General features: G+C 62.7%; 27 protein-coding genes, 1 tRNA gene and 1 pseudogene. 14 read left to right on the forward strand and 15 right to left on the reverse strand.

The window, feature by feature from the left end:
- The first annotated feature begins 31 nt into the window (after positions 1-31).
- On the forward strand, positions 32-316 hold the full coding sequence (locus J2X15_RS17860) for a hypothetical protein (RefSeq protein WP_310345386.1): 285 nt from the start codon (positions 32-34) through the stop codon (positions 314-316).
- A 3-nt stretch (positions 317-319) separates the two neighbouring features.
- Here J2X15_RS17860 and J2X15_RS17865 read toward each other — a convergent pair whose 3' ends face one another.
- From J2X15_RS17865 to J2X15_RS17910, 10 genes are all read right to left on the reverse strand, one after another.
- On the reverse strand, positions 320-1123 hold the full coding sequence (locus J2X15_RS17865; RefSeq protein WP_310345389.1) for a DODA-type extradiol aromatic ring-opening family dioxygenase: 804 nt from the start codon (positions 1121-1123) through the stop codon (positions 320-322).
- A gap of 20 nt (positions 1124-1143) precedes the next feature.
- Positions 1144-1800, reverse strand: coding sequence for an ABC transporter ATP-binding protein (locus J2X15_RS17870; protein ID WP_310345392.1), 657 nt, complete (start codon positions 1798-1800; stop codon positions 1144-1146).
- Between the two features lie 72 nt (positions 1801-1872).
- A complete protein-coding gene (locus J2X15_RS17875; RefSeq protein ID WP_310345395.1) occupies positions 1873-2445 on the reverse strand; it encodes a YceI family protein in 573 nt (190 codons plus the stop codon).
- A gap of 48 nt (positions 2446-2493) precedes the next feature.
- Positions 2494-3066 carry a YceI family protein gene (locus J2X15_RS17880; RefSeq protein WP_310345397.1) on the reverse strand — a complete coding sequence of 191 codons (573 nt, stop codon included), beginning with the start codon at positions 3064-3066 and terminating at the stop codon, positions 2494-2496.
- 31 nt (positions 3067-3097) lie between these two features.
- Complete coding sequence (locus J2X15_RS17885; protein ID WP_310345400.1) at positions 3098-3676, reverse strand: cytochrome b; 579 nt, start codon at positions 3674-3676, stop codon at positions 3098-3100.
- 122 nt (positions 3677-3798) lie between these two features.
- Positions 3799-4071, reverse strand: coding sequence for a VF530 family protein (locus tag J2X15_RS17890; RefSeq protein WP_310345402.1), 273 nt, complete (start codon positions 4069-4071; stop codon positions 3799-3801).
- 29 nt (positions 4072-4100) lie between these two features.
- A complete protein-coding gene (locus J2X15_RS17895) occupies positions 4101-4946 on the reverse strand; it encodes a substrate-binding periplasmic protein (protein WP_310345403.1) in 846 nt (281 codons plus the stop codon).
- Positions 4947-5048: 102 nt separating this feature from the next.
- On the reverse strand, positions 5049-5564 hold the full coding sequence (locus J2X15_RS17900) for a DUF1697 domain-containing protein (RefSeq protein ID WP_310345405.1): 516 nt from the start codon (positions 5562-5564) through the stop codon (positions 5049-5051).
- A 41-nt stretch (positions 5565-5605) separates the two neighbouring features.
- Positions 5606-6577, reverse strand: a complete 972-nt coding sequence (locus tag J2X15_RS17905; protein ID WP_310345407.1) for a response regulator — start codon at positions 6575-6577, stop codon at positions 5606-5608.
- Positions 6558-10058 (reverse strand): hybrid sensor histidine kinase/response regulator, encoded by a 3501-nt coding sequence (locus tag J2X15_RS17910; RefSeq protein ID WP_310345410.1) that lies wholly within the window; start codon positions 10056-10058, stop codon positions 6558-6560. Before J2X15_RS17910 ends, J2X15_RS17905 begins: the two co-directional genes overlap by 20 nt.
- Before the next feature lie 152 nt (positions 10059-10210).
- Between J2X15_RS17910 and ureA the strand changes: the two genes are divergently transcribed.
- The 6 genes from ureA to J2X15_RS17940 all read left to right on the forward strand — a co-directional run bounded on the left by ureA (position 10211) and on the right by J2X15_RS17940 (position 14978).
- Complete coding sequence (gene ureA, locus J2X15_RS17915) at positions 10211-10513, forward strand: urease subunit gamma (protein WP_310345414.1); 303 nt, start codon at positions 10211-10213, stop codon at positions 10511-10513.
- A 22-nt stretch (positions 10514-10535) separates the two neighbouring features.
- The gene (locus J2X15_RS17920) at positions 10536-11129 is read left to right on the forward strand and encodes a HupE/UreJ family protein (protein ID WP_310345417.1); all 594 of its coding nucleotides are present in this window, start codon (positions 10536-10538) and stop codon (positions 11127-11129) included.
- A 10-nt stretch (positions 11130-11139) separates the two neighbouring features.
- A complete protein-coding gene (locus J2X15_RS17925; protein WP_310345421.1) occupies positions 11140-11445 on the forward strand; it encodes an urease subunit beta in 306 nt (101 codons plus the stop codon).
- Between the two features lie 2 nt (positions 11446-11447).
- Positions 11448-13166, forward strand: a complete 1719-nt coding sequence (ureC, locus tag J2X15_RS17930) for an urease subunit alpha (protein WP_310345424.1) — start codon at positions 11448-11450, stop codon at positions 13164-13166.
- A gap of 4 nt (positions 13167-13170) precedes the next feature.
- Positions 13171-13668: a GNAT family N-acetyltransferase gene (locus J2X15_RS17935; protein ID WP_310345427.1), complete on the forward strand. Its 498-nt coding sequence runs from the start codon at positions 13171-13173 to the stop codon at positions 13666-13668.
- Between the two features lie 62 nt (positions 13669-13730).
- A complete protein-coding gene (locus tag J2X15_RS17940; RefSeq protein WP_310345431.1) occupies positions 13731-14978 on the forward strand; it encodes a serine hydrolase domain-containing protein in 1248 nt (415 codons plus the stop codon).
- Between the two features lie 29 nt (positions 14979-15007).
- Here J2X15_RS17940 and J2X15_RS17945 read toward each other — a convergent pair whose 3' ends face one another.
- Positions 15008-16324 (reverse strand): ATP-binding protein, encoded by a 1317-nt coding sequence (locus J2X15_RS17945; RefSeq protein ID WP_310345433.1) that lies wholly within the window; start codon positions 16322-16324, stop codon positions 15008-15010.
- 69 nt (positions 16325-16393) lie between these two features.
- Between J2X15_RS17945 and ureE the strand changes: the two are divergent.
- The 7 genes and pseudogenes from ureE to J2X15_RS17980 form a co-directional block, all read left to right on the forward strand.
- Positions 16394-16912 (forward strand): annotated as a pseudogene (gene ureE / locus J2X15_RS17950) (urease accessory protein UreE); the annotation flags it as partial.
- A 9-nt stretch (positions 16913-16921) separates the two neighbouring features.
- Entirely contained in the window at positions 16922-17599 is a 678-nt protein-coding gene (locus J2X15_RS17955) for an urease accessory protein UreF (protein WP_310345437.1), read from the forward strand.
- A gap of 58 nt (positions 17600-17657) precedes the next feature.
- Positions 17658-18317, forward strand: a complete 660-nt coding sequence (gene ureG / locus J2X15_RS17960) for an urease accessory protein UreG (protein ID WP_310345440.1) — start codon at positions 17658-17660, stop codon at positions 18315-18317.
- A gap of 120 nt (positions 18318-18437) precedes the next feature.
- Positions 18438-18527, forward strand: a tRNA-Ser gene (locus tag J2X15_RS17965).
- A 167-nt stretch (positions 18528-18694) separates the two neighbouring features.
- Positions 18695-19441, forward strand: coding sequence for a hypothetical protein (locus tag J2X15_RS17970; RefSeq protein ID WP_310345443.1), 747 nt, complete (start codon positions 18695-18697; stop codon positions 19439-19441).
- Between the two features lie 30 nt (positions 19442-19471).
- On the forward strand, positions 19472-20686 hold the full coding sequence (locus J2X15_RS17975; protein WP_310345446.1) for an MFS transporter: 1215 nt from the start codon (positions 19472-19474) through the stop codon (positions 20684-20686).
- On the forward strand, positions 20687-21391 hold the full coding sequence (locus J2X15_RS17980) for a type 1 glutamine amidotransferase (protein ID WP_310345449.1): 705 nt from the start codon (positions 20687-20689) through the stop codon (positions 21389-21391).
- A gap of 15 nt (positions 21392-21406) precedes the next feature.
- Here J2X15_RS17980 and J2X15_RS17985 read toward each other — a convergent pair whose 3' ends face one another.
- The 4 genes from J2X15_RS17985 to rph are packed head-to-tail and all read right to left on the reverse strand — an operon-like array spanning position 21407 to position 24746.
- The gene (locus tag J2X15_RS17985) at positions 21407-22090 is read right to left on the reverse strand and encodes a CBS domain-containing protein (RefSeq protein ID WP_310345451.1); all 684 of its coding nucleotides are present in this window, start codon (positions 22088-22090) and stop codon (positions 21407-21409) included.
- 37 nt (positions 22091-22127) lie between these two features.
- On the reverse strand, positions 22128-23363 hold the full coding sequence (gene hemW, locus J2X15_RS17990) for a radical SAM family heme chaperone HemW (protein ID WP_310345454.1): 1236 nt from the start codon (positions 23361-23363) through the stop codon (positions 22128-22130).
- Between the two features lie 6 nt (positions 23364-23369).
- Complete coding sequence (gene rdgB / locus J2X15_RS17995; RefSeq protein WP_310345455.1) at positions 23370-23975, reverse strand: RdgB/HAM1 family non-canonical purine NTP pyrophosphatase; 606 nt, start codon at positions 23973-23975, stop codon at positions 23370-23372.
- A 39-nt stretch (positions 23976-24014) separates the two neighbouring features.
- Positions 24015-24746, reverse strand: a complete 732-nt coding sequence (rph, locus tag J2X15_RS18000) for a ribonuclease PH (RefSeq protein ID WP_310345457.1) — start codon at positions 24744-24746, stop codon at positions 24015-24017.
- Positions 24747-24748: the final 2 nt, after the last annotated feature.

The raw sequence follows: 24748 nt of genomic DNA on the forward strand, positions 1-24748 counted from the left end.
CTGCTACCATGGCCTCCTCCGAGGAGACCTTATGCACACTGGCCCTGCCCCCACCCCTTCAACCCGCATCCAGCGCTGCCTTGCCGGGCTGGTCTGCGGCTTAGCTCTCACCTTGTTGGGCGGTTGCGCCGATGTGCACTGGGAGCGCGCGTTTTACGACGGCTTCCAGCGCTGCCCACCAGGCCGCGGCGCACAGAACGAGTCCTGCGGCAAAGGTCCGGCATATGACCGCTACGAGCAGGAACGGGAGCGCCTGCAATCGGACAAACCCAAGCCCGCTGCCGACAGCAACCCCATCGAAGAAAAGCAGCTCTAGGGCTTAGGCTGCGTCGAAGCGGAAGCTGGACGCGGTGACGCCGCCGAAGATTGCGTCCTCATGGTAGACGCAGGTCGCGGTGTCGGCCTCAGCCGCCCCCAGCGCCACCATCAGCGGCAACAGGTGCTCTTCACGCGGATGGCACAGGCGGGCCGCAGGGGCCTGTTCCCAGTCCAACAGGTACTGGGTGCGTTGTGCAGGCGGGGCGACCAGCGCAGCTTGCAGCCAATCGTCAAACGCCTTGGAAGGTGCCTTGGCCTGCGGACCAAAGGCGCGCAGGTTGTGATAACTCAGGCCACTGCCCACGATGAGCACGCCTTCGTCACGCAGCGGTGCCAGGGCACGGCCCAGCGCCAGATGTTCGGCCGGGTCCAGCCCGGTGCGCAGAGACATTTGCAACACCGGCATCTGGGCCTCGGGGTACATCACGGCCAGTGGCACAAAGGTGCCGTGGTCGTAGCCACGCTGGCTGTCCAGCGCCGCGGGCAGGCCTACGGCCTCCAACAACCCCTGCACGCGCCGCGCCAGCGCAGGCGCACCTGGTGCGGGATAGACGATTTGGTAAGTGTGGGGCGGAAAGCCACCGTAGTCGTACACCATGCCGGGCGCAGGGCTGCTGCCCAGCGTGAAGGCACGGCCCTCCCAGTGCGCGGTGACCATCAAGACGGCCTTGGGTGTTTGGCCCAGTTGGCGTGGAATGTCGGACAGCGACTGGGCCAGCGGTTGCATGGCCGCGGCCATCTCCGGCATATAGGGCCAGGGGCCACCACCGTGTGAGATGAAGTAGGTAGGAAGGCGTTGGGACATGGTGGGTCTCCTTCAAAAATTCAATCGCCCAGATCGATGGTCTGGGCCAGCGGCACTTCGAAAGGCGCCTCGTAATCGGCCACTACCCAGGCACGGCGCGGGTGGGCAGCAGCCTCTTGCAACAGCGCCAGCACACAACGGATGGACGCCTTGTCCAGCGCCGCAAACGGCTCGTCCAACAGCGTGAGCATGGCCCCCGAGGCCAGTGCCGCGGCCAACCACACCTTGCGCTTGGAGCCGGTGGACAGCATGTACATCGGTTTCTCACGGTGCGGCATCAGCCCCAGCGCATCGGTCATGTCGGCCAGCAGCGCATCGTCCCAATCCGGGTACCGTGCGGCGGTGGTTTGGAAAAATTGGGTGGCACTGACTTGGTCAAACGCCCCACTGCGCGGATCCATCCACGCCACCTGCTGGCGGTAGGCCGCGGGCTGGGCATGCAAAGACACGCCACCCAGCTGCAGGCTGCTGCCTGGTGCCAACAGATCACCCGCCAGCAAGCGCAGCAGGCTGGTCTTGCCCCGTCCCTCGCCACCGCCTAGCCAGGTCACGCCCGGCGGAATCTGCAGCTGCGCAGGCAGCGGCAACCACTGCCCAGCGAAACCAAAGCGCAGGTCCTGCGCCTGCAACACGCAGGGCGTGGCATCGGGCGAAGTGGGATGGGCGAAGAAGGTCATGACGCAAGACGGAAAGAATGCATAAAAAAAGCCAGCCACAAGGGCTGGCTTGTGGCTGGCGCCGCGCAGGACTTACTGCTTGACGGCTTCCAGTGCAATGGTAATCGTCACATCGTCACCCACGTAAGGTGCGTACTTGCCAGCATTGAACTCAGTGCGCTTAATGGTGGTGGTGGCTTCCGCGCCAATCACGTCCTTCTTCATCATGGGGTGGACGGTGGACACAAAGTTCACGATCTTCAGAGTCGCAGGCTTGGTCACGCCCTTGATGGTCAGGTTGCCTTCCACGCTGGCAGGCTTGTCGCCATCAAACACCACCTTGGTGGACTTGAAGGTGGCGGTGGGGAACTTGGCAGTGTCCAAGAAGTCTTCGCCCTGGATGTGGCCGTTGAAGGCTGTGAACCCGGTGTCCACAGCCTTCATGTCGATCACCACGTCCACAGAACCGGTCTTGGCAGCCTTGTCAAAGGTCACGGTGCCAGTGGTGTTGTTGAAGCGGCTTTGTTGCGTGGACAGACCCAGATGGCTGTACGAGAAGCGGGGGAAGGTGTGCGAGGGGTCCAGGTTGTAGGTCGCGGACTCGGCGCTGGCAGCACCGGCGAAAGCAGACAGCGCCAGGGCGGCAGCGATGAAGGATGTACGCATGGAAAACTCCTGATTTGCGGGATGGTTGAAAAAGAAACGAAAGGAAACTTAGAGCTTGCCCACGCCAGTCAACGCGAGCTTGAATTTGACCTGCACGTCGTCGGCCACCATGGAGGTGTCGGCCCACTCGTTCTCGCCAATCTTGAAGGCCAGGCGCTTGAGCGGGAACGTACCGGTGACGGTGGTGGTAGGGCCGCTTTGGGCCAGCGCCACAGGCACCACCACGTCGCGGCTGGCACCCTTGATGCTGAGCTTGCCGCTTACCTCAAACTTGCCGCCGCCCAAGCCTTTGACGGCCGTGGACTGGAAGGTCGCTTGCGGGAACTTGGCGGTGTTGAACCAGTTGGGGCGTGGCAGTTCGGCGTCGCTCTCGGGCACTCCCAGCGTGGCGCTGGCGATGTCAACCGTGAACGCGATCTTGCTGGTGTCGGGCTTGGCGGGGTCGAACGCAATCTGTGCATCAAACTTCTTGAAGCGGCCTTCCACGGGCACGCCCATCTGCTTGCTCACAAAGACGATTTCGCTTTGGGCGGGCACCAGCTTTTGCTCGGCAAACGCGGCAGATGCGCCCAGCGCGGAAACAGCCAATACAGCGGATAGGAGTAGTCGAGAGGTGTTCATACAGGTTCCAGAAAACAAAGGAAAAAGCGACTCAACCGCGGCCAGGCAGCATGCGGTGAATCAGGCCGTCGCGGTCAAACCACTGGTGCTTGAAGGCGGCGGCGGCATGCACCACCGCCAGTGCCACCAGCGCAAAGGCGCTGATCTCATGCCAGGGCTTGATGAGCTCGGACAGGGCCTTGTCGGCTGGCACAAAGTCGGGCAAGGGCAGTACGCCAAACGCCACGATGGGGAAGCCTGCGGCCGAGCTGTAGGCCCAGCCAATCAAGGGCACGGCAAAAAACAGCGCGTAGAGCGCGTAGTGGGTGGCGTTGTGCGCCCAGTGCTGCCAGGTTGGCATGGCCTGGGCGATGCTGTCAGGCAGCGCGGGTGGGCGGTGCGTGAGGCGCCACAGCAGGCGCAACACCGACAGCATCAACAGGGTGATACCCGCCCACTTGTGCCAGTTGTACAGCTTCAGGCGCATGGGCGAGAACGGCAAATCTGCCATGTACAGGCCCACACCGAACAGGCCAAAAATTGCCAGCCCCAGCACCCAATGCAGCACGATAGCCGTGAGGCTGTAACGCTGAATTGCGGGGACGTCGTTGGAAGTGGAGGAGATTGCCATGCCCCTGAGTCTAGAGGGCATTGGTTTTTTAATTTTGAATTGGATTGACGATCAATTCCAAAATATTTGAATGAAAAAGTTCCCGTACCAGTCCGAATGGGCAGGCACGGGCCGATGAGCGGTCAGGGTTTGTAGCCTGAGCGGCGCATCTCACGCAACATGAACAGATACAGGCCCTCTACCTTCTCGCGCGCCCAGGGTGTTTTGCGCAAAAACTTGAGGCTGGAGCCCACGCTGGGCTCAAAGGTAAAACAGCGCACGGGAATGCGCTCACCCAGTCCATCCCAGCCATAGCAATCGGCCAGCTCGGTCACGATGGCTTCCAGCGTCTTGCCGTGCAGGGGGTTGTTGGCTTGCTTGGTGACGGGGGCTGGTTTGGGCGAATCGGTGCTCATGCGGGGATTGTCGCAGTGTCAGCATCCATTCATGGCAAATCAGGATTCGTCTTGCGCACATCAGGGCCAGCGAGGTATTTGTTGAATATCGCGTCGTAGGTCCCGTCTTTTTTCATCGACCGGAGCGCCAGGTTGTAGGCACTGATGACCTTGGCGTAATCCTTCTTGTTGGTAAACGCCAGATAGCTGGGTATGGCCGCGATGGCCGGGGACAATTCCTTGATCGATCCGGCGAGACCGAGCGTTCTGGCCGAATCGAGCGCCACGTGGCGATACGACGGGACCACGTCAACACGATCAACCAGAAGTTTTTTAATACTGGCCGACACGTTATTGGCGACATCCACTTTTTTGAACACCCCTTTTTCCAAAGCCGAATCAAGACGGGGGCCATAGCTGGTTTGGTTGATGATCCCAATGCGCAGCTCTGAAAGCTTGTTCAAATCGCCATCAAAGGTAATGGCCGAGTCTTTGCGAACAAAGAATGCCTGCACCTGGGTGATCAAAACTTCTTCTGCGTAGGTCAAAAACTCCTGACGCTCGCGTGTCTGGTACACCGAAAAAATGCCATCGATCCGGCCCGCCTTGACTTCAGCAAGGCAACGCGCCCAAGGCATGATGGCAATCTCAACCGAATAACCAGTTCGCTTGAATACTTCATTGACGACGTCGACCAGCAGTCCGACTTGTTTTCCGTTTTCAACGTAGGCCGTCGGAACACTGTCTGCGGCAGCCAGGACCAGCGTTTGTGCATGGGCCGCAGAAATGCCCATCGGCGCAAGACATGTCAACCATAGGCCGCGCCACAACCATGGCAACACCAAGCGTTTTATTGTCCTGATGGCAGATTGAGAAAAGAAACGAATTGCACCCATTTGCTTCTTCTAATGAGGTAACGGAAGGACATATATCCAGCCGCATGAGTCCTCGCATGGTACGCTGGAACGTCGGCAAAAACACACCCCAGCCGCTACCCCTCAGGCGGCCGCACACTTTTTCACGCTCTCCCAGGTCCGTGTGGTGATGTTGCTCCCAAAGGTTTTTTCAATGAGGCGCATAAATACCGGCCCCGTGTCGCCGGGGACATAGGCCGAAAAGACTTCTCGGCCCAGCGCGCTCACAATCTGCGCATCTTCGAGTACCACCGGCAGCCTGAACACGGCCTGCGGGGCTTCGCGCAGAAAGCTCACCACGCGCTTAGCCTGTGGTGGCAACGCAGCGGCGGCATACGGGTCGGTCTGCAGCAGTTGCTCCAGGGCACTGACCGGGCGAACGAGAGTGTAGAAGCTGCGGCCCAGCGCCTGCTGCATGGCGGCTTCGGCCTTGCGCTCCAGAGCCGCCTCCGAAGTGTTGCGTGCATCGAACACCACATTGCCGCTGGAGAGCACGGTTTTGACGTTGGTGAAACCTGCCGCCTCAAACGCCCGCTTCAACTCGGGCATCTTGGCATTCATGGGGCTGACCCCGCGCAGGAAGGCGACGTATCTGGGCATGCGGGTGAAGGTGTTTGCGGCCCATTCTAGGCGTTCATCGACTACCCCTCAAACTGCGGATGCAACTGCCGTATGCGTGACATCGCCATGCCTGCCGCGGCCGTGCGCGTCTCCACACCCAGCTTCACAAACACGCGCTCCAGGTGTTTCTTCACAGTCATGGGGCTGCTGCCCAGGATGTCGCCAATGTCTTTGTTCGTCTTGCCCTTGACGACCCAGTAGAGCACCTCGGCCTCCTTGGCCGTGAGCTTGAAGGACAGGCTCATGGCCTCAATGACGGCGGTGTCAGAGACCTCACGCATGACGATGAGCCAATCACCACCCGTATCACTGTCCCCAATCTGTTGGTGCAGGCGGAAGGTCAGGCGCTTGGGGCCACGCTCCAGGCTCAGTTTTGCGGGCTCGCCACCGCGCTCCAGCGTTTGCACGCAGCCCTGCAGCCAAGTGCGCAACTCGGGTGGGGTCTGAGGTGCGTGGGTGCCGCAGTAGCGCTCCAGCAGGTCCCGCGCCAGCGGGGTTTGCCACATCAGGGCGCCGTCGGCCGCGCGCACGGTGATGGTGGCGTAGCCAAAGGCGTCCAGCGCGTTGCGCGTCTGGCGCCGCTCGCGCGCGCCGGCCAGGTGCACGCCCATGCGCGCCAGCACTTCCTTGGGCTTGATGGGCTTGGTCACATAGTCCACGCCGCCACTCTCCAGCGCAGCCACCAGGTACTCGGTCTCGGTCAGCCCGGTCATGAAGATGATGGGGATGTGCGTGGTGTGCGGTGCGGCTTTGAGGCGGCGCGCCACTTCAAATCCATCCATGCCGGGCATCATCGCGTCCAGCAAGATCACATCGGGCAGGCCCTGGGTGGCACGCTGCAGCGCGGCCTCGCCCGAGGTGGCGATGAGCACGGTGTAGCCGGACTCGTCCAGCGCATCGTGCAGCACCGACAGGTTATCGGGCACATCGTCCACGATCAACACCACGTCGCTGTTGGCGCGGTCCAGGGAGTCAATGGGTGGGGCTTGCATCCAGCGCTTTCTGTAGTTGGGCGGCAATGGACTCGAACTGGTACTGCCGCGCCAGCGCCGCCATGGACTGGGTGAACGCAGCACATTCGGGGTGGGCCGCATCGATCGCGTCCAGCTTGTTCATGATGCCGCGGTAAAAGCCCAACCGCACCAGCTCCTGCAAGGCCAAGCATTCTTCGCGCGGGGGCAGCACCGCAGGCGCAGCGGCCAGTGGCACGGGCGCTGCGCGTACCGGGCTCGCAGCCACGTCCTGCCACTGCAGCGCCAGTCGCCGCTCCAGCCAGTCCAGCAGCTCGGAGTGCCGCACGGGCTTGACGATGAAATCTTCGGGCGGCAGGCCCAGCCCGTTGTCCAGCCCGCGGTCAAACGCATTGGCCGACACGATGGCGACCTGCGGCTGCGCGCCACCCAGCGCGGGGTTGGCGCGGATGCGGCGCAGGGTCTCCCAGCCGTCAATGCCGGGCATGGCCAGGTCCAGCAGCACCACATCGGGCTGCAGGCCGGCGGCCAGCAGGTCCAGGCAGTCATGGCCGCTGGCCGCAGTGCGCACCTCAAAGCCCAAGGGCTGCAACAGGCTGACCAGCAGCTCGCGGTCGGCCTCTTCGTTGTCCACCACCAGCACCTTGCGGCGTGTGCCCAGGTAGCCAAGCCGCGGCTTGCGCGTGACCACGGCAGCAGCGGTGTCCGCAGCACCCGCCGGCAAATGCAGCTCAGGCAGGAACAGCCGGACCTGGAACACCGAACCTTCGCCCAGTGCCGTGGTGGCCGACAGCTCGCCGCCCATCAGATCGGTCAGCATCTTGGCAATCGTCAGGCCCAGGCCGGAACCTGCCGTACCGCCCGCCGCGCTGGCGCCGCGCGTGAAGGGCTCAAAGATGCGGTCCAAGTCCTCTTGCGCCATGCCAGGGCCTGTGTCGCGCACCTCCACCTGGGCCATCTCGCGCGCATAGCGCAGGCGCAGCGTTACGCTGCCCTGCTGCGTGAACTTGATGGCATTGCCCAGGAGGTTGAAGAAAATCTGGCGCACGCGCTTCTCATCAGCCCGCACCCATTCGGGAATGGTGCCCTGCACCTCGAAATGGAACTGCAGGCCCTTGGCCGCGGCCTGCAGTTCAAACATGCCCGCCATCTCATGCATGCCGCTGGCGAACTGCATGGGTTTCACATTCAGCGTGAGCTTGCCGCTCTCAATGTGGGCCATGTCCAGCGTGCCCTCGATGAGCGACAGCAAATGCTCCCCACCGCGCTTGATGACACTCACCGCCTGTTTGCGGTGCGCAGGGATGGACGCGTCTTCGCCCATGAGCTGCGCGTAGCCGAGGATGCTGTTGAGTGGGGTGCGCAGTTCGTGGCTGATGGCGCTGATGTAGCGACTCTTGGCCTGGTTGGCGGCTTCGGCGGCTTGCTTGGCGCGCTCGGCCAACAGCTTGGCGTCTTGCAAGGCTTCGTCGGTCTGGCGGTGCGATTCGATTTCACGCATCAGCAAATGGGTTTGCCGGTTCGACTCTTCCTGCGCCACCTGCCGGCTCTTGTGCGCCAGCACCAGCCACCACGCCACGATGCCCGACATCAGCATCAGCGCGGCAAATGCCTTGGTAAAGCCCGAGCGCAGCGCAGCCTGCAATGCGGCCTGATGCTCCGTCATGGCGGCCAATGCGCCCAGTTCCTGCGTGTAGAACATGCCAAACACGGTGGCCAACAGCGGCACGATGATGAGCATGAGCAGAATGAAATGGCCCAGCCCCGTGTCCAGAAATGGCCACACCGGCTTGGGCAGCAGCCAGCGCAGCGCGGCCGACCACTGGGTGGACAGGTTGGCGTGCGGTTTGCAGACATCGCCACAGCGCGCGTCCAGCGTGCAGCACAGCGAGCAGATGGGGCCTTGGTAGGCCGGGCAGTGGGCCATGTCGGGGCCCTCGTACTCGCGCTCGCAAATGACGCAGCGGCGCACGGCCAGGCGTGCGTAGCTGCCTTGGCTGGATGCATCGGTGGGCTGGCGGGCCAGGTAGTACTTGCCCTTGGTCAACCAAGCGATCAAAGGTGCTGTGACCATGGCGGTGACCAGCGCCACCACCGCGGAGAACGCCTTGGCCAGTTCGCCAAAAAATCCCAGGTAGGCCGCGATAGAGAGGCCAGACGCCAGCGCCATGGCGCCTACGCCCACGGGGTTGATGTCAAACAGATAGGCCCGCTTGAACTCGATGCCCTTGGGTGACAGGCCCAGCGGCTTGTTGATCACCAGGTCGGCCACCACGGCCATGATCCAGGCGATGGCGATGTTGGAGTACAGCCCCAGCACATCACCCAGCGCCTGGAACACATTCATCTCCATGAGCATGAAGGCAATCACGCTGTTGAACAGCACCCACACCACACGCCCCGGGTGGCTATGGGTCAGGCGCGAGAAGAAGTTGCTCCAGGCCAGCGAGCCGGCATAGGCATTGGTCACATTGATCTTGAGCTGCGACACCACCACAAACACCGCCGTGGCCGCCACCGCCCAGCCCAGCGTGGGAAACACGTACTCATAGGCCGCCAGGTACATCTGGTTCGGGTCCACCGCGCGGTCTATGGGCACGCTGTGCTGGATGGCCAGGTAGGCCAGGTAGGCGCCACCCAGCATCTTGATGACACCCAGAATCACCCAGCCCGGCCCGCCCACCAGCACCCCCAGCCACCAACTGCGGCGATTGGCCGCGGTTTGCGCGGGCATGAAACGCAGGTAGTCAGCCTGCTCCCCCATTTGGGTAATCAGGGCGATACCCACCGTCAATGCCGCACCAAACAAGTGCAAATTAAAGACACCACCCCGCCCAAGCTCACCACCATAGTGCGTTATGCCACTAAACACGGCCGGGTCGCGCACCAAAACAAAGCCAAACGGCACCACCAGCATCACCAGCCAGAGCGGCTGGGTCCAGATCTGCAGCCGGCTAATGGTGGACACGCCGTGGGTGACCAGGGGAATGACGACCAGCGCGCAGATCAGGTAACCCCAGGTGGGCGGTATGTCCAGCGCCAGCTCCAGCGCATAGGCCATGACGGCGGCCTCCAACGCGAAGAAGATGAAGGTAAACGATGCATAGATGAGCGAGGTGAGCGTGGAGCCGATGTAGCCAAAGCCTGCGCCACGGGTCAGCAGGTCCATGTCCACCCCGTAGCGCGCAGCGTAGACGCTGATGGGTAAGCCCGCCAGAAAGATCACCAGCCCTGTGGCCAGAATGGCCCACAGCGCGTTGACAAAGCCGTACTGCACCAGCAGCGTAGCGCCCACGGCCTCCAGAATCAGGAAGGACGAGGCGCCAAACGCCGTATTGGCCACCCGGAAGGTCGACCACTTGCGGAAGCGCTGCGGGGCGTAACGCAGCGCGTAATCCTCCATGGTCTCGCTGGCCACCCAGTTGTTGTAGTCGCGGCGAATTTTCACCACCCGCTGGGCGGGGGCTTCGGCAGGCAGCGGCAAGGGTGGAGGGGTGTGCACGGCACTTGGGGTGCAGATTTCATGCCACACGCGCCTGGGCCACCCTGTGGCCGCCACGCCACTGCGTCATTTGGCGTATGGACACCCACAGGGGCACGCGGATTGCTTACAGTGCAGTGTCCCGATTACCGAACAGCCACCATAAGACCGCCATGGAACTTACTCCCAGAGAAAAAGACAAGCTGCTCATCTTCACCGCCGGCCTGTTGGCCGAACGGCGCAAGGCCCGCGGCCTGAAGCTCAACTACCCCGAAGCCATCGCCCTGATCAGCTGCGCCGTGATGGAGGGCGCCCGCGACGGCAAGACCGTGGCCCAACTCATGAGCGAAGGCCGCGCGGTGCTGACCCGCGACGATGTCATGGACGGCATCGCCGAGATGATTCCCGACATCCAGGTGGAAGCCACCTTCCCTGACGGTACCAAGCTGGTCACCGTCCACCAACCCATCATCTGACCCCCCAGCCCACGGAGACCGTATGCGACCCTCGTTAAAAAATGCTCTTCTTTTGATAGCTGCTTGCGCAATATCTACGGGGGCTAGCGCCCATACAGGCCATGGAACTGCGAGTTTCATGGAAGGTCTGGCGCATCCCTTTGGTCTGGACCACCTGCTGGCCATGCTGGCTGTGGGCGTCTGGTCGGTGAGCGCCCCGCCCGCCCAGAAGACCTGGCAAGGCCCCGCAACCTTTCTGCTGGCGCTGATGGCAAGCGCCGTGCTGGGCGCCAGCGGCGTGACGCTGCCTTTCCTGGAGCATGCCATCGCGTTGTCCGTGGTGCTGTTTGGCGCCATGCTGATCGTCGCTGCCAAGCCCATGCCCAAAGCCTTGGGCCTGGGGTTGATCGCCGCGGCTGCCGCGCTGCACGGCCTGGCCCATGGCGCCGAAACACCGGCGACCGGCTTTGCCGGATACGCCGCTGGCTTCCTGCTGACCACCGCTGCGCTGCACCTGGGTGGTGTAAGCCTGGGCCTCGCCATACGCCGCTGGCTGGCTGCGCGCAGCGCCGTGGCGCTGGGCGGTCTGGGCACGCTGCTGGGCTTCGCCGGCGTCTACCTCTTCAACCACGTCTGAGGGCCGCAGCATGACCCCCGGCGAAATTCTTTGCGACGAGGGCGAGCACGCCCTCAACACCGGCCGCCGCACGCTCACGGTGGTCGTGCAGAACACGGCGGACCGCCCCATCCAGGTCGGCTCGCACTACCACTTTGCCGAGACCAATGGCGCGCTGGGTTTTGACCGCGCGGCCGCGCAAGGCATGCGCCTCAACATCCCGTCGGGCTCGGCCGTGCGCTTTGAGCCTGGGCAGCAACGCACCGTGGAACTGGTGGACCTGGCCGGTGAGCGCGTGGTCTATGGCTTTCGCGGCCTCGTACAAGGAAAGCTCTGACTATGGCAACGATTGGACGCCGCGCCTACGCGGAAATTTTTGGCCCCACCACGGGTGACCGCGTGCGCCTGGCCGACACCGGCCTGCTCATCGAGGTGGAGAAGGACTACACGCTGGCGGCAGGCGCCTATGGCGAAGAGGTGAAGTTCGGCGGCGGCAAGACCATCCGCGACGGCATGGCGCAGTCGCAAAAGACGCGTGCCGAAGGCGCCGTGGACTGCGTGATGACCAACGCGCTGATCCTGGACCACTGGGGCATCGTCAAGGCCGACATCGGTTTGAAGGGCGGGCGCATCGTCGCCATCGGCAAGGCCGGCAACCCCGACACCCAACCCGGCGTGGACATCATCATCGGCCCCGGCACCGAAGTCATCAGCTGCGAGGGCAACATCGTCACCGCGGGCGGTATCGACAGCCACATCCACTTCATCTGCCCGCAGCAGATTGAAGAGGCACTGGCCAGCGGCGTGACCACCATGCTGGGCGGCGGCACCGGCCCGGCTACCGGCACCTTTGCCACCACCTGCACGCCCGGCCCCTGGAACATTGAGCGCATGCTGCAGGCGGCCGACGCCTTCCCCATGAACCTGGGCTTTCTGGGCAAGGGCAATGCGAGCCTGCCCGCCGCGCTGCACGAGCAAATCAACGCGGGCGTGATTGGTCTCAAGCTGCACGAAGACTGGGGCACCACGCCCAGCGCCATCAGCAACTGCCTGGACGTGGCCGACGAAACAGACACGCAGGTCGCCATCCACTCCGACACGCTCAATGAATCGGGCTTTGTGGAGGACACCATTGCCGCCACCAAGGGCCGCGGCCTGTGCGCTTTCCACACCGAAGGTGCGGGCGGTGGCCACGCACCCGACATCCTGCGTGTAGTGGGCCAGAACAACTTCCTGCCCAGCTCCACCAACCCCACCATGCCCTATACGCAGAACACACTGGACGAGCATGTGGACATGCTGATGGTCTGCCACCACCTGGACGCGGGCATTGCCGAAGATCTGGCCTTTGCCGAGAGCCGCATCCGCAAGGAAACTATCGCGGCCGAAGACATCCTGCACGACATGGGCGCCATCAGCATGATGAGCAGCGACAGCCAGGCCATGGGCCGGGTGGGCGAGGTCATCATCCGCACCTGGCAGACCGCCGACAAGATGAAATCGCAACGCGGCACGCTGCCCGAAGACTCCGTGCGCAACGACAATTTCCGCGCCAAGCGCTACATCGCCAAGTACACCATCAACCCGGCCATTGCCCACGGCATCAGCCACGAGGTGGGAAGCATCGAAGTCGGCAAGTGGGCCGACCTGGTGGTGTGGAAGCCGGCCTTCTTCGGCGTCAAACCCGCGCTTATCCTCAAGGGTGGCTTCATCGCCTTTGCGGCCATGGGCGACCCCAACGCCTCCATCCCCACACCGCAGCCCGTGCACTACCGGCCCATGTTCGGCGCCTTTGGTGGCGCGCTGCACAAGGGCTCGTTCACCTTCGTGTCGCAGGCCGGTCTGAATGCCGGCGTGAAAGAGCGCTTTGGCCTGGCAAAGAACGTGGCCGCGGTGAAAAACATCCGCGGCGTACGCAAGCAGCACATGGTGCACAACAGCTACCTGCCCACCATGGAGATCGACGCGCAGACCTACACCGTGCGTGCCGACGGCCAGCTGCTGACCTGCGAACCTGCGGTCAAGCTGCCCATGGCGCAGCGCTACTTCCTGTTCTGAGTGCATGCAGCCAAAGCCATTGCATATCCGGCTGGATGACCTGAGCGACCCGCGCATTGCCCGTTTCCTGGAGGAGCACCTGCAGGACATGCGCGCCACCTCGCCACCCGAGAGCGTGCATGCGCTGAACCTGGACAAGCTGCGCGACCCCAGCGTGCACTTCTGGTCGGCCTGGTTGCCCGCAGACGACACGCCAGGTGGCAGCGATGGCGTGCTGGTGGGCACTGGCGCCATCAAACGCCTGGATGCGCGCCATGCGGAACTCAAGTCCATGCGCACCACCAGCGTGTTTCGCGGCCAGGGTTTTGCCAAACAAGTCCTGCTGCACATCCTGGCCCAGGCACGTGCGCTGGGGTTTACGCGCATGAGCCTGGAAACTGGCACCCAGCCCTTCTTTGCACCGGCCCACCAGCTCTACCTGGCACAGGGTTTCGAACCCTGTGGGCCTTTTGGCAGCTACACGCTGGACCCCAACAGCCGCTACCTGACGCGGGCGTTGTAGCGCGCAGGGCCCTGCGGCCCGTTGCGCCACAATCAGCCATCTTCCCTGCCTCGCCATCGACCATGCATTTGCGACACCACACTTGGCCCATCTTTGCTGCCGCGTTGGTCTGCGGCGCAAGCCTTGCCGCCCCCGACGAAGACCTGCTGGGCAAAGCCGCAGGCTACCCCGTGGCCCCCCGGCTGGGCCAGGCGTTTCAGGAGGCCTACCGTGTGGGCTCCTTCAGCGCCATGGACACACTGTCGCCCCACTGCATGCTGGAGCCTTCGGCCCAGCCACAGCCGCTACCCAAGGCCGCCAGTGAGCCCGCCTTCCGCTACCAGTTTGACGGCAAGACGCTGACGCTGGACGACTACATGCAGCGCCAGCGCGCCACGGCTGTGCTGGTTTTGCACGACGGGCAGATCGTGGCAGAGCGCAGCAACTACGACCGCAAGCCCGAACACCGCCTGCTGTCCAATTCCATGGCCAAAACCATCGTGGCGCTGGGCTTTGGCAAGGCGCTGGAGGAAGGCCGCATCCGCTCGCTGGAAGACACCGCCGCCACCTATGAACCCAAGCTGGCCGGAACGCTCTATGGCGAAACCAAGATCATCAACCTGATGCGCATGGCCTCGGGTGCCAAGTTTGTCGAAGATTATTCGGGCAAGGACGACCTGGCCCGCTTCAACCAGACCACGCGCACACAGGGCAACGCAGCAGGCGCCCAGGTCATCACAGAGCGTGTGGCGCCAGAGGGCACGCTGTTCAACTACGCCAGCGCCGAGACGCAGATGCTGGGTCTGGTGCTGCGCGGAGCCACGGGCCAGAGCCTGTGCCAGTACATCGGCGAGAAGGTCTGGCAACCGTTGGGCGCCGAGTCCGCCGCCACCTGGCTGACGAATGCCGTGGACCAGACCGAGCTGGCGGCGGGCAACTTCAACGCCACCGTGCACGACTACGCCCGCCTGGGCCTGATGCTGGCCAATGACGGGCAGCGCGATGGCAAGGCCATCATCGCCCGCGACTACCTGCTGCGCATGACCGAAGCCAGTCAGCAGCCCCTGGCCTTTCGCCCCGGCACCATGCAGAACAAGGGCAGCACCTACATGGGCTACGGCCTGCAGACCTGGTTGCTACCGGGCAGCCACCGTCGTTTTGTGTTGCTGGGCATTTACGGCCAAGCCATCATGGTGGACCCGGACCTCAAGCTCGTCGTCGTGCACATGGCGGTGGCCAAGGACGCTTCGGGCGACGCCAGCGGCACCCGCATGGGCCAGGAACGCAATGCACTGTGGCGCGGCATCGTTGCTGCGTACGGCACTTGGTAAGGAATAGTCGCGCTTCAGCAGGCCGACAACTACGTCCCTTCAGCCCATTTGATGGGCAAGTTCACTCTGAAAGAACTGCCCTTTCCAGGTTCGCTGGATACATCGATGCTGCCGTGATGACGTTGAATAATCCCGTAGGAAAGCGACAAGCCAAGCCCCGTTCCTTTGCCCACGGGTTTTGTCGTGTAGAACGGATCGAAAATCCGCGGCAAATGCTCCTTGGAAATGCCACTCCCGGTATCACTCACTTCCACCCAGACCTGTTGCTGGTTGATGCCAGTGCGCACCGTGATCGTGCCATGATCCTCAATCGCATGGGCGGCATTAACAATGAGGTTCATGAAAACCTGGTTGAGCTGAGAGGGCATGCATTCGATCTCGGGAATGCCCGCATATTCTTTGACTACTTCCGCTTTGTACTTGATCTCATTTCTCGCCATGTTGAGCGTGCTGTCCAAGCCACGCTCCAAATTCGCCCACTGCCTCTCGGATTCGTCCACATGCGAAAAATTCTTGAGGTCCTGGACAATGCGCTTGACCCTTTGCATGCCGTCCATGGATTCGGCCAGCAGAGTGACAACGTCCTTGCGTAAAAAGGAGATGTCAATTTCCTGCTTCAGCTTGTCAAGGTCGGCCAGGGTTTCCGCCTTCAATTCACCCTCTCGAGCTTCATAGGCGGACAACATTTGGAAGAGCTCCTCCACATAGCGCTGTAAGCTGCCCAGGTTGGAATTGACGAAACCGATGGGGTTGTTGATTTCATGGGCCACGCCGGCAGCCAACTGGCCGAGGGAAGCCATTTTTTCCGATTGCAAGAGTTGCTCTTGCGCCTGAAAGAGTTTCGCGTTGACCTCGGTAAGTTCCTTGTTGCGGTTCAGCAACTCGGCGTCGATTCGTTTTCGTTCTGTGATGTCCCGCGCGAGGCCCACAAGCCCGATCACGTTTCCTTGCGGATCACGCAGATGTACTTTCGTAGTCTCCAACCATCCTGGCTCACCCGTGCTCAAATTCGGCACAAACTGTTCACACGCAATCAATGATTCGCCAGAGTGGATCAACGCCTGTTCAACCGCAAAATACTCGGATGCCAATTCCTTGGAGTAAAAGTCGAAATCTGTTTTCCCGATCATCTCTTCCGGCGTGCTTTTGCCCATCAGGTTGGCCACAGCTTTGTTGGCCAAAATGAATCGGCCTTGCGTGTCTTTCGCGTAGATCCGATCAGGCATGATGCCAATGAGGGTACGAAACACCAAGCCCTGAATGTCCTGCGATGCGTCAGTTGGGCCGCGCTCACTGTCGGTTGGCTCCATATGTCGGCTCCCATCGTGAATTTTGTCCGTCGTCATGGAATACCTCTCGTCCATTGCATTGTGCAGTTAATCTCTATAACCACCATCTCCGCCATCGACAAGCCCATGTTTCAAGTCTCCAAATGCATTCCCCAAGGCCAGGGCCTGGCCGCAGTACTGCTCAAACGCGCCGCCACCGTCGAACTCGACTGGGACGTGCGCCAGAAAAGCCGCTTTGACGCCATGGATTCCCAAGGCCGCACGCTGGGCGTGTTTCTGCCACGCGGTACCGCCGTGCGCGGCGGTGATGTGCTGGTAGCCGAAGACGGCTCACTGATCCAGGTGATCGCGGCACCACAGGCCGTGCTGAAGATCACGCACTGCAACGCACACGGCACCCCATTTGACCTGATCCGCGCGGCCTACCACCTGGGCAACCGCCATGTGCCCATCGAGCTCAAGCCCGACCACCTGAAGATCGAACCCGACCATGTGCTGGCCGACATGCTGCGCGCCATGCACCTGATCGTGAACGCGGTGGATGAGGCTTTTGAGCCTGAGAACGGCGCCTACGCCACAGGCGGACATACGGGTGGCCATGGCCACAGCCACGCGCATGACCACGACCACGACAATCACCACCACTGAACCGCCATGCTTGATTCGAGCCTGATGCAACTGATGTGGCTGGCCTCACCGGCCTTGCCCATTGGCGGGTTTTCTTACTCAGAATGCCTGGAAGCCGCCGTAGACACTGCGCGAGCCGCTACAGAAAGTGAAGCATCTGTCTGGCTGGTGGACCAGCTGCACCTGACGCTGGCGCGCTCGGACCTGCCCGCCGTGGCCCAGGCCATTACTGCCTGGCGCGCCGACGATATGCCGCGCGTGGCCCAACTCAACGCCTGGGTGCTGCAGACAAGGGAGAGCGCAGAACTGCGCGCCCAGACCGAGCAAATGGGCAAGAGCCTGCTGGAATGGCTGAAGAACCACACCACGGCCACGCCTGCGCAAATTGCCGTGCTGGCGGGGCAGGAGCCCACCTATCCCATCGCCTACGCGCTGGCGGCCAGTGCCACGCAAGCCCCGGTACGCGAATGCCTGCTGGCCTACGCTTTTGGCTGGGCCGAGAATATGACCCAGGCCGCCATCAAATCAGTTCCCTTGGGCCAAAGCGCTGGCCAGCGCATCCTGTCCGCGCTGACCGCTGCTATTCCTGCTGCCATCGACCATGCGCTGGCGCTGGACGACGACAGTCGCCAGGCTTTCTCCCCCATGCTGGCCATCCTGAGCAGCCAGCATGAAGTGCAGTACTCACGCCTTTTTAGATCGTAATCTGCCTCTAGCCCCCGTATCCATTGCGCAAGCAGCTCCTTTATTAATAGCAACCACCATGTCCAACCTACACCACATCGCCAACCGCACCAAGAACCTTCCCCCCCTGCGCGTGGGCATAGGTGGCCCGGTGGGCTCCGGCAAGACCACACTCTTGGAGATGCTGTGCAAAGCGATGCGCGAACAGTACGACCTGGTCGCCATCACCAACGACATCTACACCAAGGAAGACCAGCGCCTGCTGACAGTGAGCGGTGCCTTGCCAGCCGAACGCATCATGGGCGTGGAAACCGGCGGCTGCCCGCACACCGCCATCCGAGAAGACTGCTCCATCAACCTGGAAGCCATTGACCGCATGCTGGTGGACTTTCCCAACGCCGACATCGTGTTTGTGGAAAGCGGCGGCGACAACCTGGCCGCCACCTTCAGCCCCGAGCTCAGCGACCTGACCATTTACGTGATCGACGTGGCGGCGGGCGAGAAGATTCCACGCAAAGGCGGCCCCGGCATCACCAAGAGTGACCTCTTCGTGATCAATAAGACCGATTTGGCCCCCCACGTAGGGGCCAACCTGGACGTGATGCGCAGCGACACCGAACGCATGCGCAACACCGCCAAGGGCATGAAACCTTTTGTCATGACCAACCTGAAAGACCTGACCGGCCTGCAAGACGTGATCGCCTTCATCGAAACCCGCGGCATGCTCAAGGCCGCTTGAAGGCCACGGCTTCACCGCCGGGCCGCCCCAAGGTGAAGCGCGGCCCCCTTGGGGGGCAGAGAGCACACGCAGTGCACGAACGTGGGGGCCATTGGCGGCGCAGTTAGAATACGCAGCTCTGGAAGCTTGGCCGAGCGGTTTAAGGCACCGGTCTTGAAAACCGGCGAGGGTTTATCCCCTCCGTGAGTTCGAATCTCACAGCTTCCGCCACACCCTCCGCGCCAGCCATTCATACGGCAAACAGCCCCACTGGTCGCCAATTCCTACCCCCTCCAGCAAAAAATTCCGCCTGAAATAGCCCGGACTTCCTATACTTATTTACGGACAGCGCCAGCAAAATAGGGCCATAGTCTGTGAACTGACTAAGGAGGAACGGTATGACACTTCCGACCAGCCGTACGGCGCGGCACCTTACCTTCACCCTCCTCGGCCTGTGCGCAGCACTGGCAGCCTCTTCTGCGTGGGCGCAACCCGACTGCGATCACACGTGCGCCATTCGATTGGACGCGCGCGGCGGTATCAGATACTTGGGCGGCTCATTGCAGGTGCGTCCCTTCTCTACAACCGACAGCCTCGCGATCAGCAACTCCTCCTACCGCGATGCGACCGGGCTGAGCGCTGACTGGCGTTATCCGATAGACGGCGGCAACCAGCTCTCTCTGGGCGGAACCACCAGCAACCGGGCCCAATACCCCACGCTGGGAGGTCAAAACCAAGCCACGCAAACCAATACCTTGTCGGTAGGCTGGCTCACTGCTTTAGGAGACGGCAGCACCCTCTTCAGTCTGACTGCGGCAGGGGGGATGGAATTGGCCCCCAGCGGGCGGGAGGACGGTGACAAACAGTTTTTTGGTCCCCGCGCACTGCTCCAGCGCAGCTTCAATGACCGGTGGGGCGCCTACGTCACCTTTGGGGCTACGCGTGCCAGGTATGTGGGCACCAACAGCCTGTACGGCTTTGCGCGAGAAGAATCCCTCTATGACCTGTCCCTGGGGGTCACCTGGGCGGTGAGCAAGGGCATTTCGGTACGGCCCCAACTGAGCTATATGCGCAACATTAGCAATGCCGAGCTATACGGCTACGACAAATCGGACGCCTCCATCAAAGTTCGCCTGGACTACTGACTACCCTTGGCCGGGGATAATTGGGCGTCCATGACCCAAGAAGCCCCGCGACTCTCCCAACAAAGCGCTTTCATTCGTTACTGGCTGGCCCGGCTGGCGGGCATCATGGGCAACCAAATGCTCATGGTAGCGGTGGCATGGCATATGTATGACCTGACCTCCAGCCCCTGGGATTTGGGTCTGGTCGGTCTCTTCCAGTTCGTTCCCGCCCTGGTCATGACCTTGCCCGCCGGCCATCTGGCAGACCGGCTGCACCGTGGCCGCATTTTTGCGGCCTGCATGTTGGTGCAGGCGCTGGTGGGCGCCACGTTGGTCAGCGCCACAGCGGGGCACTTTGCGTCGCGCGAACTGATCCTCGGCATCTCGGTGGTACTGGGCTTGACGCGCGCCTTTCAGATGCCCGCACAACAGGCCCTGGTGCCGCTGCTGGTGCCGCCCAGCTTGCTGGCGCAGGCGGTGGCACTCAGCTCCACGGGCATGGAGATCGCGGTCATCAGTGGTCCGGCCTTGGGCGGTTTGCTGTACGTCACGGGTGCCATCCATGTCTACATTTGCTGCACCGTGCTCATGCTCACCGCGGGGCTGCTGATATTGGCCGTGCGCTACGAACACCGGCCCTCGCACCTGGCGGCCACCTGGGCGTCGCTGTTTGCGGGCGTGGCCTTTGTCTGGCAGCGCAAGCTGATTCTGGGCGCCACCTCGCTCGATTTGTTTGCTGTGCTACTGGGCGGTGCCACGGCGTTGCTGCCCATTTATGCACGCGACATCCTGCACACCGGCCCCGTGGGCCTGGGCCTGCTACGCGGTGCACCCGCCGTGGGTGCGCTGCTCATGTCGCTGGCCGTAGCCCGCTGGCCACTGCGCCGCTATGTGGGCAAGCGGCTGCTGATTGCGGTGGGCATCTTTGGCTTGGCCACAGTGGTCTTTGGGCTGTCGCAGTACTTCTGGCTCTCGCTCATGGCCCTGGCTGTCACAGGGGCGGCCGACTGTATCAGCGTGGTGACCCGCAGCACGCTGGTACAGCTGGAAACGCCGGATGAGATGCGCGGCCGCGTTTCGGCGGTCAACTCGATTTTCATTGGGGCCTCCAACCAGTTGGGCGAATTTGAATCGGGTGCCACAGCGGCTTTGTTCGGGCCGGTGGGCTCGGTGGTCGTCGGCGGTGTGGGGACGGTGCTGGTGGCAGGCCTGTGGTTCAAGCTGTTCCCCGCGCTGGCCCAGCGCGACCGCATGGAAAAGGACTGAATGCCGCCTGTTGCCATCGTCCAGCACCTGGCCGACGACGGCCCTGCGTTCTTTGCCACGTGGTTGCAAACCCGTGGCATTCCCTTCACCCAGCACCGCATGCACCTGGGCGAGGCCTTGCCAGCCGACATCCTCGCCCATTCCGGCCTATGCATCTTGGGTGGCGCCATGAGCGCCAATGACCCGCTGCCTTACTACCCACGCTTGCTCGAACAGATTCGCCAAGCCATGGCTACCGATATTCCCGTCATCGGTCATTGCTTGGGTGGCCAGCTCATGAGCCGCGCGCTGGGCGGCACAGTGCAGGCAGCCGAGCAGACCGAGATTGGCTGGACCGACCTGGAGCTTGCCGACCCCGAAGGTGTGACGTGGGTGGGCCCGCACAGCCCTCTGCGCCAGTTCCAATGGCACAGTGAATCCTTCAGCATCCCCGCTGGCGCCATGCCGCTGCTGCGAGGTGCGTGGTGTGCCAACCAGGCCTTTGTGGTCAACGATATGCATCTGGGCATGCAGTTCCATTGCGAAGTGGACGAAGCCAAATTGCTGGAATGGCTGCGGGATGGCGCAGACCTCATGCTCCGTACCTCTGGCCCCGCGGTGCAAACGCCGCAAGCAATCCTGCGCACACTGCAGCAGGATCTCGCCCACAGCCAGGCGATTGCCAGTAGCCTCTATGCACGCTGGGCGCAAGGCCTGCGCCGCTGAGCCAACAGGCCGCTCTCAGGTCCACAGGTCCAACGGCGGGTCGGCCACCACGGCACGCAGGATGTCGGAGCGCGAGACAAACCCGGTCACCATGCCTTGCTCATCCACCACGGGCAGGCCAGGCAAGCCGGTGTCCAACAGTACGCGCGCCACGCGGCGGATATCGGTGTCCTCGGCCACGCTGGGCACGGGCGTCCACATCAAGTCCACCACGCTTTGTGCCAGCAGCGCCCGCCACACCAGTGGGTGGCTGTCGGCCTTGGGCAGGCGGTCCGGGCGCATCAGCTCGGCCCGTGACAGTAACCCCACCAGCACCCCAGCTACAGAGACCACAGGCGCCTGCCCAATGCCATGCTGGCCCAGCAGCGCCCAGGCTTGCTCTACGTTGAAACTGTCGGGCACGGTGACCACTTTGGCGCTCATGATGGCATCTACCCGCGTCAGCGGCTGGCGTGGCAGCTCCGGTTTGCGCACCTCTTCGTAGGCGGCCAATGCACTGCGGTGGGCGAGGTCGGTGGGGGGCTCTGCGGGCGGTGCGGCCAGCAGGTCGCCAAAGTGGGAGGGGCCGTGGTCCTGCGCGTCCTGTTCGATGGGGGCAACGCTGCGCGTGCGTGCCAAACCAGTGGTGGCGCCCACGCGCCGCAGTTCTTCCAGCGTGCCGCGAAATACCCGCCCTGCCGTGCCGTAGACCGAAAACATGGCGTTCCCCTTGTGTTGCCTTGCCGCAGCGTGGGGCCTATTCTTGCAGGAAAAGTTCCTGCAAGTCACTCAAAAAGTCAAAGCCCCGCACCGTAGGCCGCACGCGCGCAAAGTCGCGTTCGATCAGGCCCTTGCGCTCGGCTTCCTGCAGGCCCGCCTCGATGGCCGTGATGGCCAGACCGGTTCGCTCGGTAAAGTCGCGCAGACCAAAACCATTGCGCAGGCGCAGCGCGTTGAGCATGTACTCAAACGGCAGGTCGGCGCGCGCCACCTCGTTGTCCTGCGCCAGTGCGTTGCCGGCCAGCGCCTGCTGCATGTAGCGCGCCGGGTCGCGAAACCGCACCTGGCGCACCACGCGGTGGGCAAAACTGAGCTTGCTGTGGGCACCTGCGCCAATGCCCAGATAGTCGCCAAACTGCCAGTAGTTGAGGTTGTGAAAACAGCGGTGCGCGGGCCTGGCGTAGGCCGACACCTCGTAGCGCTCCAGTCCCGCCACCCCCGTCAGCTCGGTGATGTGGTCCAGCATGGCGTAGGCCGTGTCGTCCTCGGGAATCTGCGGCGGGAACTTGGCGAAGTAGGTGTTGGGCTCGATGGTCAGGTGGTAGATGGAGATGTGCGGCGGCGCGAACTGCAGTGCGAGCTTCACATCGGCGTCGAGTTGCTCCAGCGTCTGGCCGGGCAGCGCATACATGATGTCCAGATTGAAGGTACCGAAGGACTGTGCCGCCTCTTCGACCGCGGCCAGGGCCTGGGCACGGTCATGTACCCGGCCCAGGGCCCTCAGGTGGTCGTCGTTGAAACTCTGCACGCCGATGGACAGGCGGGTGACACCGGCACTGCGGAAGGCCTTGAAACGGTCCTTCTCAAACGTGCCGGGGTTGGCCTCCATGGTGATCTCGCAGTTGGCCTCCAACCGCAGACGGGCTCGGATGTCGGCCAGCAAGCGATCGATGGACTGCGGCGAGAACAGGCTGGGCGTGCCGCCCCCAATGAAAATACTGTGCACCGTGCGACCCCAGATCAGCGGTAGCGCGGCTTCCAGGTCGGCAATCACGGCATCGATGTAGCGCTGCTCCGGCAGGCCTTGCGCACTCTGCTCATGGGAGTTGAAGTCGCAATACGGGCATTTCTTCAGGCACCAGGGCAGATGCACATACAGCGACAGAGGCGGCAGCGCAGCCAGTTGCAACGTGCCGGGGCGCATGTAGTGCTGGATGTCATGCTGTACGGCGGCTTCTGCAGCACCCTCATTGACCGGCGTGATGGGGATCATGGCCGCTCAGGCCCCCAGCCAGTTGCTGCGGATCAGCGCTACCATGGCCTGCGCCGCACGGCCACGGTGGCTGTGGGCGTTTTTTACTTCCACGGGCAGTTGGGCAAAGGTTTGGCCAAACTCGGGAATCCACATCACCGGGTCAAAACCAAAGCCGTTGGAGCCCAGCCGCTCCCGCGCCACCTCACCCACCACACGGCCCACCGCAATCAACGGCTCGGGGTCTTCGGGCGAGCGCACCGCCACTAGCGTGCTGACCATGGCCGCGCGGCGGTTCTCAATGCCCTGCATCTGCTCCAGTAGAGCGGTGACGTTGTTGTCGTCGCCCTTGGCATAGCCGTGCTGGGTGGCGTAGTAGGCCGTGTCCACGCCCGGCAAACCACCAAAGGCGTCTATGCACAGGCCCGCATCGTCTGCCAACGCGGGCAAACCGGTGTGCTGCGCCGCATTGCGTGCCTTGGTCAGCGCGTTTTCCACAAAGGTGCGGTAGGGCTCAGGTGCCTCGGGCACGCCCAAGTCACCCTGGCGCACCAGCGTGCAGCCCAGCGCGCCAAACATGGCCTGCAGTTCGACCAGCTTGCCCTGGTTGTTGGATGCGAGAACAATTTTCATGAAATTCGCCTCTAGCCCCCGTCACTATTGCGCAAGCAGCTATTCATTTGATAGTGCTTGCTGCTGCAACGCCATCAACTCGGTGACGCCTTTTTCCGCCAGGCCCAGCAGTTGGTCCATCTCGGCGCGGGTGAACGCCACGCCTTCGGCCGTGCCCTGCACTTCCACAAAGTGGCCGGCACCCGTCATCACCACATTCATGTCGGTGTCGCAGGCCGAGTCTTCGGTGTATTCCAGATCCAGCAGCGGCGTGCCCTGCACGATACCCACGCTGATGGCGGCCACAGCGGCAGTGATCGGTGACTCGGCGATCTTGCCGGCCTTCAGCAAGCCGTTCACCGCATCCTGCGCCGCCACAAAGGCCCCGGTGATGGCGGCCGTGCGGGTACCGCCGTCGGCCTGGATCACATCGCAGTCCAGCTGGATGGTGCGTTCGCCCAGCTTCTTCAAATCAAAGATGGCGCGTAGCGAGCGGCCAATGAGGCGCTGGATTTCCTGCGTGCGCCCGCTTTGCTTGCCTTTGGCAGCTTCACGGTCGTTGCGGCTGTGGGTGGCGCGCGGCAACATGCCGTACTCAGCGGTCACCCAGCCTTCACCACTGCCACGCTTGTGCGGCGGCACGCGCTCTTCCACCGACGCGGTGCAGAGCACCTTGGTGTTGCCAAACTCGATAAGCACCGAGCCTTCGGCGTGCATGGTGTAGTGGCGGGTAATGCGCACCGGGCGCAAAGCGTTGGCTGCGCGCGCACCGCTGCGAACGAAATCAGTCATGG

This window comes from Rhodoferax saidenbachensis (assembly GCF_031457975.1).
GTDB classification, from domain to species: domain Bacteria; phylum Pseudomonadota; class Gammaproteobacteria; order Burkholderiales; family Burkholderiaceae_C; genus Allorhodoferax; species Allorhodoferax saidenbachensis_A.

Excerpts from the sequence above, each read along its gene's own strand:
- J2X15_RS17860 (WP_310345386.1), top strand. The coding sequence starts at position 32 with ATGCACACTGGCCCTGCCCCCACCCCTTCAACCCGCATCCAGCGCTGC.
- J2X15_RS17865 (WP_310345389.1), bottom strand. The coding sequence starts at position 1,123 with ATGTCCCAACGCCTTCCTACCTACTTCATCTCACACGGTGGTGGCCCC.
- J2X15_RS17870 (WP_310345392.1), bottom strand. The coding sequence starts at position 1,800 with ATGACCTTCTTCGCCCATCCCACTTCGCCCGATGCCACGCCCTGCGTG.
- J2X15_RS17875 (WP_310345395.1), bottom strand. The coding sequence starts at position 2,445 with ATGCGTACATCCTTCATCGCTGCCGCCCTGGCGCTGTCTGCTTTCGCC.
- J2X15_RS17880 (WP_310345397.1), bottom strand. The coding sequence starts at position 3,066 with ATGAACACCTCTCGACTACTCCTATCCGCTGTATTGGCTGTTTCCGCG.
- J2X15_RS17885 (WP_310345400.1), bottom strand. The coding sequence starts at position 3,676 with ATGGCAATCTCCTCCACTTCCAACGACGTCCCCGCAATTCAGCGTTAC.
- J2X15_RS17890 (WP_310345402.1), bottom strand. The coding sequence starts at position 4,071 with ATGAGCACCGATTCGCCCAAACCAGCCCCCGTCACCAAGCAAGCCAAC.
- J2X15_RS17895 (WP_310345403.1), bottom strand. The coding sequence starts at position 4,946 with ATGGGTGCAATTCGTTTCTTTTCTCAATCTGCCATCAGGACAATAAAA.
- J2X15_RS17900 (WP_310345405.1), bottom strand. The coding sequence starts at position 5,564 with ATGCCCAGATACGTCGCCTTCCTGCGCGGGGTCAGCCCCATGAATGCC.
- J2X15_RS17905 (WP_310345407.1), bottom strand. The coding sequence starts at position 6,577 with ATGCAAGCCCCACCCATTGACTCCCTGGACCGCGCCAACAGCGACGTG.
- ureA (WP_310345414.1), top strand. The coding sequence starts at position 10,211 with ATGGAACTTACTCCCAGAGAAAAAGACAAGCTGCTCATCTTCACCGCC.
- J2X15_RS17920 (WP_310345417.1), top strand. The coding sequence starts at position 10,536 with ATGCGACCCTCGTTAAAAAATGCTCTTCTTTTGATAGCTGCTTGCGCA.
- J2X15_RS17925 (WP_310345421.1), top strand. The coding sequence starts at position 11,140 with ATGACCCCCGGCGAAATTCTTTGCGACGAGGGCGAGCACGCCCTCAAC.
- ureC (WP_310345424.1), top strand. The coding sequence starts at position 11,448 with ATGGCAACGATTGGACGCCGCGCCTACGCGGAAATTTTTGGCCCCACC.
- J2X15_RS17935 (WP_310345427.1), top strand. The coding sequence starts at position 13,171 with ATGCAGCCAAAGCCATTGCATATCCGGCTGGATGACCTGAGCGACCCG.
- J2X15_RS17940 (WP_310345431.1), top strand. The coding sequence starts at position 13,731 with ATGCATTTGCGACACCACACTTGGCCCATCTTTGCTGCCGCGTTGGTC.
- J2X15_RS17945 (WP_310345433.1), bottom strand. The coding sequence starts at position 16,324 with ATGACGACGGACAAAATTCACGATGGGAGCCGACATATGGAGCCAACC.
- J2X15_RS17955 (WP_310345437.1), top strand. The coding sequence starts at position 16,922 with ATGCTTGATTCGAGCCTGATGCAACTGATGTGGCTGGCCTCACCGGCC.
- ureG (WP_310345440.1), top strand. The coding sequence starts at position 17,658 with ATGTCCAACCTACACCACATCGCCAACCGCACCAAGAACCTTCCCCCC.
- J2X15_RS17970 (WP_310345443.1), top strand. The coding sequence starts at position 18,695 with ATGACACTTCCGACCAGCCGTACGGCGCGGCACCTTACCTTCACCCTC.
- J2X15_RS17975 (WP_310345446.1), top strand. The coding sequence starts at position 19,472 with ATGACCCAAGAAGCCCCGCGACTCTCCCAACAAAGCGCTTTCATTCGT.
- J2X15_RS17980 (WP_310345449.1), top strand. The coding sequence starts at position 20,687 with ATGCCGCCTGTTGCCATCGTCCAGCACCTGGCCGACGACGGCCCTGCG.
- J2X15_RS17985 (WP_310345451.1), bottom strand. The coding sequence starts at position 22,090 with ATGTTTTCGGTCTACGGCACGGCAGGGCGGGTATTTCGCGGCACGCTG.
- hemW (WP_310345454.1), bottom strand. The coding sequence starts at position 23,363 with ATGATCCCCATCACGCCGGTCAATGAGGGTGCTGCAGAAGCCGCCGTA.
- rdgB (WP_310345455.1), bottom strand. The coding sequence starts at position 23,975 with ATGAAAATTGTTCTCGCATCCAACAACCAGGGCAAGCTGGTCGAACTG.
- rph (WP_310345457.1), bottom strand. The coding sequence starts at position 24,746 with ATGACTGATTTCGTTCGCAGCGGTGCGCGCGCAGCCAACGCTTTGCGC.